The organism is Acidimicrobiia bacterium (genome assembly GCA_041676705.1).
Lineage (GTDB): Bacteria > Actinomycetota > Acidimicrobiia > Acidimicrobiales > SKKL01 > Actinomarinicola.
The window spans coordinates 22149-36665 of the sequence record JBAYRL010000013.1 but is presented as its reverse complement, the minus strand read 5'-3'; the positions used below and the strand labels follow the sequence as shown (position 1 = coordinate 36665).

The window sequence follows — 14517 nt, the reverse complement described above, 5'->3', positions numbered from 1 at the left end:
GTTTTAATAGCGCACTAGATGTGCTTTAGTACGAGTTGGGCGGATAGGTAAAATAGGGTCACCGGAACCCAACCAAACCCGCTGGTCGTACTCTATTTTAGAGTTAGGTTGCATAATTGCACGTTCAGCCCACCTATCGATATATTGGGCTTTACTACCGCCGTTTCGTTGCAAGTTGAACTCCATTGGAATAACCAGCATGTTTTGCCCGAACCGGGCTTTCAAAATTGTGAAAAACCCTCGGGAATCAGCCAAAGTAGGCCAACCAGCAGAATCAACTCCTGCTGGAGGGTTATTTTGGTGTTTAGGGCGATGTAAAGCAATCATCGTTGTGGCGTGCTGCAAAATTGTGGTAGCACCCCGAATATCGTCTTTCGATGCTAATGGAGCGTCCCCAGGTAAAGGTTCCCAAGACGGCTGATCTGCAGCGTCGGCCACAGCATAGTTACGCCAGTCATGCCGATCCGGTTCATATCCTACAGCGTTGCCTTTTATCAGCAGCTGTGCGGTAGCTACCACAGCGATGTTGAAGCCTTCTAAACCGTCAGGCCATGCTTCACCGGTGAACTCTTGGAAAGACATACCCCCATAGTTAGCAAGCGCTATAGGGTCACAGTTAGCAATCCCATACAGCAACAAGTTTGCTGTGATAATAGATGACTGGGTTTCGTTTTCCCCAGCTTCGCTAAGAGCCTGAAAGTAGTCTGTCACGAAACAGGGTGGCATAGTCATAGTTATCGGAAGACCGGTAGCTAGAGATAGCCGTTTAGCTCGTAGGACGGCCAGATAAAACATTTTTAACAGCTCTAGACGAGACGTTGTTTTTACGAACGCTATAGACTCTGCTAAATAGTTGTACCGTTTTCCAGGCCCTATACCCATAGAGTCAAAAATGTCTTGGGTGTCGTCCTCGTTGTGATGGTACAACAACTGGCCTTTGCTGCCTTGTGCGATCATATCTAAAGCCATAGCGACCACAATGGTGTTCATCGCTGAGGTTTTACCAGCACCAGAAGGCGCTACCAACAAACAAAGCTGTCCGCTACGCACAAACCCTTTCGGGTACTCTGGTCGGGTATGTAAAGCTTCGTCTAAAGTACGAAACCCTGAGCTGAACACAAACTGGGAAGACATATCCAGATCGTGTAATGATGCCACTGTAGGGTTTTCACCGGTAGCTGCCCCACCATCAATCGCTGAAGGTGGTGGGATATCTTGGTATAGTTCTGCTAAACGCTCAGGGTCAGTTCCCCCATCGATAGCGTCTATTAATGTTTGAGCGGCCGATTTGGACAGCGTTTTACGCGCCAAAAACATAGCTCCAGCCAAACTTGACTCTGGGTGCGGCGCAGGAGCCGTGTTTGTGATCCGCAACAAAATAGTTTCAACATCAGGTCGGATATGACCGGTGAATAAACCAAGCGAATCTAACCAAACTTCCCCATCCACCAGATCTGACAACGACGCTAAAACCACAGCGATAGTTTCTTGGCAGAGTTTAGCGTCCCCTTTATCTAAAACCTGGTACAACACGTCTGCGTTACGTAACGAAGATACAAGCCTTAACGCTGTTTCTGGGTCCGCTCCGGTGCGTGTAGCAGCCGACATAACACCCAGCCATGTAGCTAACACTTCTTTAGAAGCATCAACATGTGAGCTGTTGCGAGCAGCTCCTTTAGCGGGTTTCTTTTTCTGTTTCACCACTTTTCTATGTTCTGTGTGGCTGCCATCTGAAACAGTGGGGGACACCTCGAAAACGTTTGACGGTGGTTCGTCCTCATCGAAGTGGTTAGCAGCCATGTTGTCATACACACTAAGCCACTCATCGTCCATACAAACTCCTTTGTTAGGTAACCAAAAACAATGTTTTGGTGGCTAAAACGTTTGGTGCTGATGTAGGACTCACAAGTTGAAAACCTGGGGGCGGCTTCTAGAAGTAAACATGTTGCTATACAAAAAACAAACGAGGAGTGGCTATGCCAACCACCAGTTCTGATACAACGATCACTCCGCAGCTTGAAACGTTACTAGAACAGCTAAAAACGTGGATCGAAGACCCTAACGTGGTTGAAACGATCGTAGATCATATAGGGCCACTAGCTGATGTGTATGTCACCCCCTGGGAAGAGTTAAGCCCACTACAGAAAAAGATACGCAAAGCAGCTTCTGAAGCGGACCGGGCTGAACACCCGATACGGTCCATGGCCGACATCTACGAACTTTTGATTAACGCTACTAACACCTCAGGAGCCCGACTTCACTTAGGACCTGGTTGTACCATAATAGCGTTAGACAAAACGAGACGGCGTTACCTGATCCCCTCTGTTTCAGGGGAGGTGTTAGACCAAGTGTTAGCTGCCCCGTCAAAAAAGGCGGCTTCTATGATGCTTAAAAGCCCTGGGACAGTACGTTACCACTGGTCAACCGACCGTACAGGTTTAGTACCAGACCCACAGGATTTAACAAAAAATTTACCTTTGCCTGTAGGAGGCACCTACATTGTTGCGCACCGCAACCCGGTAGCTTTGTTAAATAAAACTAAATGGCAAGAAGCTATTGTGCAGTTAGGGAAACAACATCCGATATCAGATGTTGTGATCTGGGATCCTGACGATAACGCTACTTTGTGGTCGTTACGGGGCGGGTTCGGGTTAAGCGTTGGTAAAGATGTGGAGTTTCACCCGGACATCAAACCAGCAGCTGTAAAGATCAAAAAGTCTTTGTGGCCAGAAAACGTCTAAACAACTATTACCCCACCACCGGTTTCGTGTGGTGGGGTTTTGTGTTTAACCCCCAGACAAACAAACCTGTTGTGGGTCGGGCCAAACCTCCACCGCATAAACGTGTAGCTCAACTAGTCGCCGTGCTCTACGTTTCCGCCATTTAGCATGACTAGAAGTGATCTCTACCCGACGGAACAGTTCGTTAGGTAACGACCCTCCACCAAGTGCCAATACCCATTTTGCTGGTGAAGGCACCTCAAAGCTGGTTTTAACAAAAGATTTGTGGGGTTCTACAGTAACGTTTAACAACCCAAACCGGTAACCAAGCGTGTCCCAGCTAGGATCTGGCCCTAAAATTTCGGTGACGAGCTGCGCAACTACAGGAATATTGTTAAACCCTTGAACCTCCTCTAGAAGATCTACTTTGCCTTGGGTGTTGTCCTGTTGTTTCTTTTTCAACAAGGGACGGGACACTACAACGACTGCTTCTTTAGTGCCTGGTCGTGGCACGAAACCTGCCACATGTGTTGCGTAACAATCGAGACGGGCCACTTCGGTAGGGGAAAGCACCTGGGCAGCTTGGTCTAAGTCGATCTCGACACGGTTACCAACACGCACTCCACACGGACCTAACCGTTCCAAAGTTTCTGTGTCAAAAAGTATGGGAGGTACCCACCCTGGAATCAAAACACCCATACCACTATTGTGACACACCACTACAGCCCACCACACCTCTACCGTCTGTTATGGCACGGTTGGTATAACAACCTGTATCTTTGCAGAAGCTACTATGTGATGTTTTGCAGCTCCTCTCTAATGGTCGCCATGTTAAAGGGATCGGTAACCCTGCGCAGATTCACCCCGTTTTTGAAACTCAACAATGTAGGTAAAGTTTTAACACCAAAAATGTCAGCTAAACGAACCCCATCAGGGGTGTCAACATCGTAAAAACTAAGACGTTCAAAGACAGGTTCTTCTAATGGTTCGAACTGGTGGAGAAGATAAACAAAAGGCGCGCACCAACGAGCACCAAAAACAACTACACCATCGTGAAAACAGGTAGGTAACTCTAGATAGTTGTGCTGGCTTGGGCGTAGCTTGGAACGTTCCATTACCAGCACTGTCGGCGCAAAAAAAGATGCTCCCATCAACAAAAATGTTGAATGGGAGCATCCGTCAGGTTGTTACACCTTGGGCTAGCAAACCTAAAAAGGGTGTTACAGCACAGCCATGTCAGACAAGAGCAGCGCTGTAACGGTTTTCTAGTTCAGAAACCGGTTGCAGCTCACCGCTACTTTGTCTTTCATCTAACCAGTTACGGACCCATTTCGTAGCGATCACATCGTCTTCGTTATAGGTAAGGACACGTTCCTGGTTCTCTAAACGGACCTCAGGGTCAGGGTCTGAAACAGCAGACTGGTACCACACAACCGAGTTAGCACCTGAAGGGTCATCGTCGCGCCAGTGGAAACCTGTGAATTGTGCGATGTCTTTTAAAGACAGCCGTTCAGTTGGCCAAACAACTTCTTTAGCGACCACATCGTACAGATCGACCCATTCCGGGCCAGCTACAAAAGCGTCGACTTGTTCCAGGGTTGGCATCCCCACATAATCGGGGCTGCGGGTAACTACCTGGCGCATACAGCGATGCTCCGCAGCAGTGTAACAGTACGCACGGAACGTGTAGTTATATTTAGCGGCTAGAACACGTAAACTTTCGATGTAGTCCCAAAGATCCACAAAAGCCTGTGCTTCCCCAGAAATGTCGCCTTGTTCGAAAGTGTAAAACCCTCGATAACCGTGTTCGACAGTATCTGAGAGTTCGCCTCGTACTGTGAGATAAGTACCCCACAAATACACAATGCCGTTATCACCAGGATCGTTTTCCATATCCACATCTAGTTCGATATGGCCCCGGTGGAGAGACAACTCTTCAACGTTACGCGCTTTAAACGCTTTTTGTTCAAAAAAAACACGGGCCGTGTCAATATGTTTCAAAACACGTCCGTTGCCAGCATCCACAACACGTGCTGTGTTGGTATCTAAACGAGCAATATCTGAAGCAGTGTCAAACCCTGCCTGCTCAACCAGATCGGCCAACGTGTTGCGGTTACGACGCTCTTCAAAAAGCATCGAAGGTGTCGCTTCGGGATGCATCGTGCCAGCCTCATTTATCCATTCGGTGAGCGATACTTTTTTGCCGTACAAAGCGTCAGCTAATATCGCTGTAGGGGCGTGTAGCGCTGCAAGTTGTTCCCTACGAGAAATACCGGCATCTTCTAACGTTTCCACATTACGAATAGTAACCCCAGCCAAAAGAGACACATGATCAGCTTCAGCTAAACGTTCCGCGCAAACCGCACGCCACGGACATTCACCACATTCAGTTTGACGGACCGGGCTGGCTAGAGGTTCTACACTAGGATCGTCGCCCCGACGCAACGCATTCAAAGCAATATTGCGCCGTAACGCAAACGCTTCGTCATAAAGATCAAGCGCAGAAAACCGGGTGAGTTTAGAAGATCGTGGATCTTTCCAGATAGGTGCTAGAAGATCAACCCAAACAAACACCTCATCTTTACCAATAACAGCACCCCACAACACATCAGGGTCGTCGAGGTCACCAGTTATATCTTGGGCGTAACCCAAAGATTCTAAATGCCGGTAATAGTGAGCTAACTGCATCCCATCAACCAGCCACGGCGCCCCATCACCAAGTTCAGTAGGTGCACTCAAGGTAGGGTCAAGTTGTGTAAACGGTGCGGTCAACCATTCTTCAGGTTTACGCCCACCAGTCACAGACTTGTGATGTTTAACATCCACAGGAGCATAGGCCCAGTTACCGTGACGGTTGCGACCCAAACGGATCATAGCGTCAGGTTCAGATATACGCACCTTGTTTTCATCAACTGGGAGACGCGCGTTCCAAATAAACCGAACACCGTTATCCATCGCTGCTATCGTAGCTTTTTCCCGCGCTGTTTTAGATTCGGGGCTACGATCACCTTCTAAAAACACAGCCTGATCAGCGCTATAGGTGTTTTGGAGTAGCTCCCCAATTTTAGTTTCAAAAACGTTACCGTCTTCCATACGGGCCAAAGCAGCCACAGACGGTTCTAGTTTCAGATCGTTAGAAACTGTTGGGTCGTACTCCAAATGGATTTTGTAATCACAACGCCCTTTAGCGGCGTAACCACCTTGGGGCGGCAAAACATAGGTGTTGTCCATAAAACCTTTCCTTTGCAAAGACACAACTAACGTTGTGTAGCCAACCGTTGGCGCATACCCCACTGCGAACAACACCAACAAAGCGTTCAAAGAACACTCAACATCCCCCCCCCCAAAAACGTTTTTCAAGGACAGTTTCTTTACCTACCTTCGACATGTCACAGATTCAAAGGTGCAGATACCCCAAAATCTGGTAGCAACTACACCAAAATATCTATGGGTTGGTGGGCAGTTCTTTAACATCACTGTTACCTGGAGCATGTTGAGGCACTCTAATAAAGATGTGGTCCTTTCAAGGTAACAGCGACAGTCGAACAACAAAGAGGTATAAAGGGCTCACGATCCTTGAAGTTATACTTTCTTTACTTGTTGGTTTAGCGCTGATCGTTGTCGCATTTGTCGGGTACTCTAGGGTTGTTAACCGTGCTCAAAACGATCTAGAACTGCTGGCCCTTAAAACAGTTGCGCGGGAAGCGCAAACCCTGTTAGCGTTTTCAGGGGATGAAACTTGGGTAACTCAAACAGGGTTACAAGCGGTGCTAGAGGCAATAGAGGACTGGTCTGTTAACACCGATCTGGACAGCCCGTTTGTGGACAGCTTTGTTGTTCCAGTAGAGAACAACCAGTGGCCTACCGTCGGTGAAATAGGTTTTATCCGTTCCCCAACGACACTGGTACTAGTTAAAGCATCAGAGCATGGCTGGTGTGTTATAACAGCACCACCAAGAGGTGTTATTTACGGCGGGTGCCTAGACTCTGAAACTATAGAAAACGAAAAGTTAACTCCGATAAGCGCAGTTGAAAACGGTGCAGTTCCAGGTGTGCCACCTACTGACCTGGCTGGGCATACCCTTGAAAATATCCCAACTAACCCACAACTCAAATGGGCGTCAATAGCAGCTGGGACGCTGCACAGCTGCGGACTTGACACTAACGGAGGGGTCTGGTGTTGGGGTCGTAACCAACAAGGCCAGCTAGGTGTAAATAAGCCTGGGGTTCAAAACGAGCTTGTCCCCACACCTGTAGCCGGTAACCATGTCTTCACCTCCATAACCACCCACTCTTTTCACAGCTGTGCGATCGACACCGAAGGCAAAGCGTGGTGTTGGGGACAAGGTAGCAACTACCGTCTCGGAACCGGAAACGAAACAAACCAGCTTGTCCCAACCCCAGTAGCTGGCAACCACACATTTACAAATGTCACAAATGCACAGTTTCACAGCTGCGCAATCGACACCGAAGACAAAGCGTGGTGTTGGGGCTACAACGGAACTGGTCAGCTGGGAAATGGGAACACTGCCACCCAATCTGTCCCCACCCCAGTAGCAGGAAACAGATCTTACACAACTATCTCAGCCGGCTCTACAACTGTGTGCGCTCTCGACACTAACGGCAAGGCGTGGTGCTGGGGAGCTAACACGAGCGGTGAAGCAGGTGTAGGGGACACAAGCCCACGCTACATCCCAACAGCTGTGACCACTAACCGTACCTTTACTGCCATATCTACAGGAGAGGCACACTCTTGTGCTATAGACACCGTTGGTAAAGCGTGGTGTTGGGGTTGGAACAACACTGGCGGGGTTGGTGTGGCCGGTTCAGGATACAAACACACTCCTATAGAAGTGGTATCCAACGAAACATTCACAGCGATTACTACTAACCTCTACCACAGTTGCGGACTCACCACCGAAAACACAGTTTTGTGTTGGGGTAACAACGGTAACGGACAACTGGGAGATAACACTACAGCTAACCGACACACCCCTGCCCCAGTGTTACTAACCGCACCTGTCAACAAGATCAGTGCCGGGTTTTACCACAGCTGTGCGATCGACACCTCGGGTGGGCTTTGGTGTTGGGGCGCTGGAAGCGCAGGAGCTCTAGGCAACGGTGGAACTGTTGATATACCATACCCAACACAAATCATCAACACCAACTAAACCAGACATATGTTTAACTTAGACAGACATACCTGGGTCGGGGCAACAACCACTTGTTAACATACTGTGGCCCACTTTATTTGAGACCGGGTTGTTTCTAGAGGGATGGCTGACACAGTAGAAGATGTACCTGGCCGGATCTTGCCGGAGGTACCCAAACGACCTGCTTTTTAAAGTAAGACCTATTTAGAGAGAGACCGAAATTGTTTTAGTCTCTCTCTATTTTTTGTGTCAAAACAGGCTGAGTCGTCGCAAAACCTGAGCAAAACGATACAACCTGCGAACATCGTGTTCAGTTACCCCAACCAAAACATAAGAAGCTGGTGCCAAAAAACCTGTCACATCATAGGGCTGGTCGGTTGCTGTTCCTTGAGGTTCTATACGTAGAGTTTGGCGGTCACCACCGATTTCAATTTGAAACGTCACAATGTTGTTTTCAACTAACAACACAGTTCGCAACACTGTGTGTAAAGGGAAAACTATTGATTGTTGAACAGTGTTATCGGTTCGTTGTTCCACCAAAACCAAAGCTTTAGGTGTGATAACCCAACAGGTGAGTAGAAAATCGGTTTGGAACAAAAAATGGGTTCCAATAGGACGACCCGGTTCTAGCTCTTTATCAGGGTCGGCTGCTAACGCTGTACGCACAGCCCTAACAAAACTAGGGTTTCTCACCAAAGCCAGATCAGATTCTAACGCTACAACACCAGGTGACTCCCAAGACATCAACATACCTCCCAATCGGCTATCACCAGCTACTTAACGCTTCAGTACCTTGTGTCCCGGCGAAGCTTTACCACAACACCCAAACATTGTGCTTGTTTCAACCAAACACGCCCCCAGCGCGCTAAACACGTGTGTTTGCCTAGAATCAAAAAGCGGCAACAGTGTCGGGAGACCATTAATAACAAACAAACCCCTTTTAGGAGGACAAATGGCCTATGACAACACTGTCACAATCGTGGGAAACATTACCCGCGATCCTGAGTTGCGTTTCACCCCTGGTGGGATGGCGGTCACCACTTTTAGTGTGGCGTGGAACCGCAGGAAACAAGACGGTGATGACGATGTGTCGTTCTTCGATGTCACCTGTTTCCGACAGTTAGCGGAAAACGTTGCTGAAAGCGTTACCAAAGGTGATCGTGTGATCATTTTTGGGGCGATGACACAACGTTCCTGGGAAACAGAAGACCGTCAACGCCGGTCCAAGGTGGAAATCATTGCTGACGATGTTGCCCCATCCATGAAATGGGCAACGGTGGCAGTAACTAAAAACCCACGATCTGGCGGTGGTGCTGCCGCATCCTATGCCGGTGGCTCGTCAAACGGGGCCGGTGCGGATGCGACACCCCCAGATTACGACGAAGAACCCTTCTAAACGCCATAAAATAAACCCCTGTTTTGAATGTTTGAGACAGGGGTTTTGTGATCTATGACCACAGCAAAAAAGTTGCAGCCGGCTCGGGGTTACAAGCTGAGGTGTTGTGAAACTGCTTCTAAAATACGGAAAGTAACTTCCGAGGGGGTACCAGTGCCATCTAGAAGAACACTGTTAGCGGCCTCCTCATGTAAACGTCTAAAACCTTCCCGTACCGAACTTTGAAAACTGTCACCAAGGCGTTCTAAACGATCTAAAGGCGCACCGCGACCCGATAAACGTTCAATAGAAACGTGTGCTGGGACATCGAGCACAACTATCAGATCGGGGATCAACCCTCCAGTAGCTACCGCATCGATCTGGGTTAGAGTGTTGAGGGGGAGCCGATGACCAAACCCTTGGTACGCCAAAGTAGACCACGAAAACCGGTCACAAATAACATGGGTACCGGACGCAAGAGCTGGTTTAATTACTGTCTCCACATGTTCAGCCCGGCTAGCAGCGAACAACAACATTTCTGTTATGGGGGTTATATTATCGCCATGTAAAACCAGATCACGGACCTGTTCCCCAAAAGGTGTGCCACCCGGTTCGGCAGTATACAACCCGTTCAACAGGGCAGCTACCACTCTAGCTTGGGTACTTTTTCCGGTACCATCCGCCCCTTCGATCGTAACAAATTTGCCGGGTTTGATACTCATAATAATAGGTGTCCTTAAAAACGGTTGAAGCGCTAGTCAGAGGTAACAAAACCGGGTCGCCCCAACACACGAGGTGGTGGTTAGAGTGCTGTTGGGACCGGTAGTCCTAGATGGTTGTATGCTGTTTCGGTTGCCACACGACCTCTAGGGGTACGTTTCAAAAAACCTTGAGCTAACAAAAACGGTTCGTAAACATCTTCTACTGTGTTGGGCGCTTCACCAACCGAAGCAGCCAACGTGTTCAACCCGACAGGACCCCCATCGAAACGGACACACAAGTTAGTTAAAATATCTAAACCTGTTTGATCGAGACCCGCAGAGTCAACACCAAACACTCTTAACGCTTCGATAGTGTCGTCAGCACCAACCACATCAACGTTGTTAAGCTGGGCCCAGTCACGAACCCTTACACACAAAGTTTTAGCTACACGAGGTGTGCCACGGGAACGCGACGCAACAGCAGTCGCCCCCGCCAGCGTTAAACGAAACCCTAAAAACTTGGCGGTGTTAGCCACAATCGTCGCCAAAGTAGTGGTGTCATACAACTGAAGCCTCCCTGTGAATCCAAACCGGTCTAAGAAAGGGGCAGGTAACAAACCTGTTTGGGTGGTAGCACCCACCAAAACAAACGGGACCAAATCAAGTTGGAGCATGCGGGTACCTATACGCCCAGAACCCGCTGAGAGATTATTACTATCAGAACCTACCACCAACGAAAGCCGGTAATCTTCCATAGCCTCATACAAACTTTCTGCGACAACTCTAGGTATACGGTGAATCTCGTCGATGAACACCACGGTTGGTGTTTGTAGCCCCACCAGTATGGAAGCAATATCCCCCGGTTTTTCAAGAACAGGTGCCGCTGTGGCCACCACAGGCAACCCTAGAGTGTTAGCCACAACATACGCCAACGTTGTTTTACCTAACCCTGGCGGCCCGGAAAACAATAGATGATCAGGAAGTTCCCCCCGTTCCATCGCAGCGCCCAACACAATACGCAAACGTCCCAAAACATCACTTTGACCCACAAAGGTGTCTAACGTTTCGGGACGGTTGCTGTCAGAACGACCCACCAAAACCGATCGCTCAACCACACCAACCATCCTGAACTTGTGTCTCTAAAAACGTTGTTGTCATACCTACATAGTGTGCAAACACATAAAACCACCACTCGATCCCAGCAAAGATGTGGGAACCCACCCAAAACCAGCACGATGCAACCCATGAAACCCACAACAATCGCTCACGGGCACCTACCAGGGATAGGAGACAATGCTTTCTGGTTTGAGTGGCCAGCACCAATACAGTCAAAATCAAACTTTCGACGTTCCTCCAACCGAAACCAGTGGAACGACCTCACAAGTTTTGAATCCGCAATCCAGATCGTACTATCCACAGTGTTAAAAAACGTGCCTGCTTGGGATCTTGGACCGCCACCCCCAAACCCTATAAACCAACGGCCCTCAGTAGTGTTATTTGTTGCTGCAACAACACTGCTAGACACAGGCAATCTAACTAAATCCTTAGCCGATGCATGCCAAGGATACCTGTATCACACCGACGCGTCTATACGAGCCGAAACCGTAGTAACAAAACGATCAGCGACCAACCAACAAGCCTGGATAGCTTTCGCGCAAACCGACAACAGCTCTACAGAACACGCAGCAGAACTCGCCACACTTCTCACCAAAACATGGCAACAACACCACCAAACACAAAAACACTGAACCCCGCCTACATCCCAAAACCACGATAGGCACACCAAAACCCACAACCCACCCAACCTGGTAACTATTCGCAATAGTTGCGACAACAAAACGACCGCTCACTGTGTACACACAACTAGCTAAGGGCTGTGCCGACACTGCTAGTTGTTACCGTCACCAATGAGAGGTCATTTAATGCTAACAAAACCTAAACAGCGCAAACCGCTGTTTTTTGCGGTATCCACATTTGTTGTGTTACTGCTGTCAATGTTCGGGGCGCCTATAGCAGACGCTGCGGTCCATGAAGAACCCTTCGACTCTGCCCAATCGCCACTAACTTCAATCCCTGACGGCACCTACGAGTTTTTCTTCTCCGACGAGTTCGGCATTGGCGGCTGGCCAATCCTACCAGGATATTTCAACCCAGGAACCGCCGTGTTAGATTTACCAGCCTCTGGTTTCGATGACCAAGACCGTGCTAGCGAAGCTGGTGGCACCGTTTTTGTGGATGGTGACAGTTTCATAGTTTCAGTTCACGCGTTTTGTTTAGAACCTAACAACCCGATCGCTGATAGCAACTCTTGGCAATGGGTGACCGTAACCAACGATGACGACCCACAAGACCCCATCGACGGCACATTCACCCTCACATTCGCGGGACAAACAACAGACCCCATAGCGAACAACGCCCCAGCCGCAGATGTTGAAGCAGCTCTAGAAGCACTGCCAAACATTGGTGCCGGTAATGTGTTCGTGTTCAACGACGGTAGTGTCACCGCCCCCAACTGGGGTTATCTGATCCAGTTCTATGGGGACCTAGGACAACAACAAGTAGCCGACCTAGAAGTAGACACCCAAGGTATCTCCGGCGGTAACGTTGCCATGGTCCGCCACCGTGGCGGCAGTGACGTTAAAGTCCCAATGATCCCAGTAACTTGGGCCGCGACCGATGCCCACACCAACAACCACGGCACACTAACAGACGACCAGCTCTCAGCCACAAACTGGGTAGTTCATAACTTCCGCAGTTGGGACAGCGCAGGTTCAGAACCTTTCACCGTTGAATCGTTACAAGCTGGTGACCCACAACTAAGCGAAGAAGAAGCTACCGAGATCGCTTCCTGGTCCAACCATGCATCTGCACAGCTAGCGATCTGGTCACTAGTAGGGTTCGACATCTCAGGAACAACCCACCAAGGAATCCTAGACAGAGCAACAGCGTTAGCTACCGAAGCAGCAGCTAACCTCTCCCAACCAGAACCGGACGTAGCAGCAGGCGCGTTCATCCAACTTATCGACAACCCTGAAGACGAAACAGTACATGTTTTTCTAACAACAGAAGAACTAACCGATCTTCAAGACTGGGAAGAGTATCCCATGACCGCCCCCCAAACTGTTTATATCACAGTTGATATGGGCGGGGACACAATCCCACAAACCCACGAACTAGAAAACTTCGTCGGGGCAGGGGAAGTGTCTTACGCTGACCTTGGAATCGGTGTTCTAGACGAAAACGGCGAATATGTGCGTCTAAGTGACGGCACCTTATTTTTTGAAAACGAAATCACCGTCACCGCAGATTGGCGGGGCGTGATCTATGCAGGTACCTTAATCGACCCGCAAATCCCTGACACCACAGTACCAGGAGACGGCCAAACCCTAATCCTAGTAGATGACATGCCAGTTGTACGCTCAGCAACAGTGTTCCTGGCCGCAAGTGTGTGCGACCCGGAAACAGATGGCGAGTTGTGCCCAGAGATTTGTTTAGATGACGAAGGAAACGAAATCCCCTGCGACATCGAAGAAGACGAAGGTGACGACGACGGCCCCCCAGCAGAACTACCTTTCACCGGCACAAACCTGACATACCCGGCGTTGCTCGTAGCCGGCGCTGCAGCCCTAGTTGGATATCGTCTCAGAAAGACAAACACTGTCTAACCTACACACTCTAAACAAGGAAACTGCGTGTTAAACAAGACCCCTGGAGTGCGTAAAGCCCCAGGGGTCTTACGTATCTTAAAACCAAAACAACTAAAACCTGGTTGGTACTCGAACCCTGCCACCCCAAACCAAACACAATGGTGGAACGGCACCAACTGGGAAAACCACTACCACCCCATACCACCACCCAACCCGCACGCTAAAAGAAACCGACTGATCGCAAACCTACTATTTGGTTTAGCGTTTATGATCGTCGGGGTGTTCGCATGGGAAAACATAGCGTCAAACTGGTTACAACAGCAACGCCAACAACAACTACACCAAGAGTTCGAAACGCTACTCAACAACCCCGTAATAGCAGCCAACTATCACAGTCTTGCTACCACAACCACCAACCCCACATCACAACCACGAACCTTGCCCACTACCCCAGCCCCTGGGGAAATAGCAGGCCAAATCCTGATCCCTTCAATTGGGGTAGACCAGATAGTTTTAGCGGGTACGTCCCGATCGATCCTAAAGAACGGTCCTGGTATATGGGAATGGGGTGTAGCCCCAGGCGCACCCGGAAACGCTACCCTTTCTGGGCATCGGACAACCTATGGCGCCCCATTCAGACGACTCGACGAGCTCCAAATAGGAGACCAGATAGTATGGAAAGCACCCAACCAGCCCGACGCTGTGTTCGAAGTGCGAGGCACCACCCTTGTAGCCCCAACCCAAGTTGGTGTGACCGAACCAACAGGGGGTGTCCGACTAACATTAACTACCTGTGACCCTGTAGGATCCGCCGCAAGACGCCTAGTTGTACAAGCCGAACTAGTAGAAGGCGCTTACCTCTCAGAAGCTTTACCAACCAACGACTGGTTTTTCCAGCTCGGAAATTAGCTTGCCACAAAA

At 49.3% G+C, this 14517-nt stretch carries 12 protein-coding genes; 5 read left to right on the top strand and 7 right to left on the bottom strand.

Annotation, left to right across the window (positions count from 1 at the left end):
* Positions 1 to 3 precede the first annotated feature (3 nt).
* A complete protein-coding gene (locus WC184_12385) occupies positions 4 to 1833 on the bottom strand; it encodes a hypothetical protein (GenBank protein ID MFA7478665.1) in 1830 nt (609 codons plus the stop codon).
* A gap of 143 nt (positions 1834 to 1976) precedes the next feature.
* On the opposite strand from WC184_12385, the gene WC184_12380 reads away from it, so the two are divergent.
* On the top strand, positions 1977 to 2741 hold the full coding sequence (locus WC184_12380; protein MFA7478664.1) for a hypothetical protein: 765 nt from the start codon (positions 1977 to 1979) through the stop codon (positions 2739 to 2741).
* Between the two features lie 45 nt (positions 2742 to 2786).
* Here the strand turns inward: WC184_12380 and WC184_12375 are convergent, their stop codons facing one another.
* The 3 genes from WC184_12375 to WC184_12365 form a co-directional block, all read right to left on the bottom strand.
* Positions 2787 to 3419 carry a hypothetical protein gene (locus tag WC184_12375; protein ID MFA7478663.1) on the bottom strand — a complete coding sequence of 211 codons (633 nt, stop codon included), beginning with the start codon at positions 3417 to 3419 and terminating at the stop codon, positions 2787 to 2789.
* Between the two features lie 92 nt (positions 3420 to 3511).
* Entirely contained in the window at positions 3512 to 3835 is a 324-nt protein-coding gene (locus WC184_12370; GenBank protein MFA7478662.1) for a thioredoxin family protein, read from the bottom strand.
* Positions 3836 to 3956: 121 nt separating this feature from the next.
* Positions 3957 to 5951 carry a TM0106 family RecB-like putative nuclease gene (locus WC184_12365; GenBank protein MFA7478661.1) on the bottom strand — a complete coding sequence of 665 codons (1995 nt, stop codon included), beginning with the start codon at positions 5949 to 5951 and terminating at the stop codon, positions 3957 to 3959.
* Positions 5952 to 6232: 281 nt separating this feature from the next.
* On the opposite strand from WC184_12365, the gene WC184_12360 reads away from it, so the two are divergent.
* A complete protein-coding gene (locus WC184_12360; protein ID MFA7478660.1) occupies positions 6233 to 7891 on the top strand; it encodes a hypothetical protein in 1659 nt (552 codons plus the stop codon).
* 231 nt (positions 7892 to 8122) lie between these two features.
* Here the strand turns inward: WC184_12360 and WC184_12355 are convergent, their stop codons facing one another.
* Positions 8123 to 8617, bottom strand: coding sequence for a hypothetical protein (locus tag WC184_12355; protein ID MFA7478659.1), 495 nt, complete (start codon positions 8615 to 8617; stop codon positions 8123 to 8125).
* Between the two features lie 208 nt (positions 8618 to 8825).
* Here WC184_12355 and ssb point away from each other — a divergent pair, with 208 nt between their 5' ends.
* Positions 8826 to 9269: a single-stranded DNA-binding protein gene (ssb, locus tag WC184_12350; GenBank protein ID MFA7478658.1), complete on the top strand. Its 444-nt coding sequence runs from the start codon at positions 8826 to 8828 to the stop codon at positions 9267 to 9269.
* An 89-nt stretch (positions 9270 to 9358) separates the two neighbouring features.
* On the opposite strand, the gene tmk is transcribed toward ssb, so the two are convergent.
* Positions 9359 to 9970 (bottom strand): dTMP kinase, encoded by a 612-nt coding sequence (tmk, locus tag WC184_12345; protein MFA7478657.1) that lies wholly within the window; start codon positions 9968 to 9970, stop codon positions 9359 to 9361.
* A gap of 80 nt (positions 9971 to 10050) precedes the next feature.
* On the bottom strand, positions 10051 to 11064 hold the full coding sequence (ruvB, locus tag WC184_12340) for a Holliday junction branch migration DNA helicase RuvB (GenBank protein ID MFA7478656.1): 1014 nt from the start codon (positions 11062 to 11064) through the stop codon (positions 10051 to 10053).
* 807 nt (positions 11065 to 11871) lie between these two features.
* Between ruvB and WC184_12335 the strand changes: the two genes are divergently transcribed.
* Both WC184_12335 and WC184_12330 read left to right on the top strand, forming a co-directional pair.
* Positions 11872 to 13614 (top strand): hypothetical protein, encoded by a 1743-nt coding sequence (locus WC184_12335; GenBank protein MFA7478655.1) that lies wholly within the window; start codon positions 11872 to 11874, stop codon positions 13612 to 13614.
* A gap of 27 nt (positions 13615 to 13641) precedes the next feature.
* Positions 13642 to 14505 carry a class E sortase gene (locus WC184_12330; GenBank protein ID MFA7478654.1) on the top strand — a complete coding sequence of 288 codons (864 nt, stop codon included), beginning with the start codon at positions 13642 to 13644 and terminating at the stop codon, positions 14503 to 14505.
* The last annotated feature ends 12 nt before the right edge of the window (positions 14506 to 14517 follow it).

Excerpts from the sequence above, each read along its gene's own strand:
- WC184_12375 (MFA7478663.1), bottom strand. The coding sequence starts at position 3,419 with ATGGGTGTTTTGATTCCAGGGTGGGTACCTCCCATACTTTTTGACACA.
- ssb (MFA7478658.1), top strand. The coding sequence starts at position 8,826 with ATGGCCTATGACAACACTGTCACAATCGTGGGAAACATTACCCGCGAT.
- WC184_12365 (MFA7478661.1), bottom strand. The coding sequence starts at position 5,951 with ATGGACAACACCTATGTTTTGCCGCCCCAAGGTGGTTACGCCGCTAAA.
- WC184_12360 (MFA7478660.1), top strand. The coding sequence starts at position 6,233 with ATGTGGTCCTTTCAAGGTAACAGCGACAGTCGAACAACAAAGAGGTAT.
- WC184_12385 (MFA7478665.1), bottom strand. The coding sequence starts at position 1,833 with ATGGACGATGAGTGGCTTAGTGTGTATGACAACATGGCTGCTAACCAC.
- tmk (MFA7478657.1), bottom strand. The coding sequence starts at position 9,970 with ATGAGTATCAAACCCGGCAAATTTGTTACGATCGAAGGGGCGGATGGT.
- WC184_12355 (MFA7478659.1), bottom strand. The coding sequence starts at position 8,617 with ATGTCTTGGGAGTCACCTGGTGTTGTAGCGTTAGAATCTGATCTGGCT.
- WC184_12335 (MFA7478655.1), top strand. The coding sequence starts at position 11,872 with ATGCTAACAAAACCTAAACAGCGCAAACCGCTGTTTTTTGCGGTATCC.
- WC184_12370 (MFA7478662.1), bottom strand. The coding sequence starts at position 3,835 with ATGGAACGTTCCAAGCTACGCCCAAGCCAGCACAACTATCTAGAGTTA.
- WC184_12380 (MFA7478664.1), top strand. The coding sequence starts at position 1,977 with ATGCCAACCACCAGTTCTGATACAACGATCACTCCGCAGCTTGAAACG.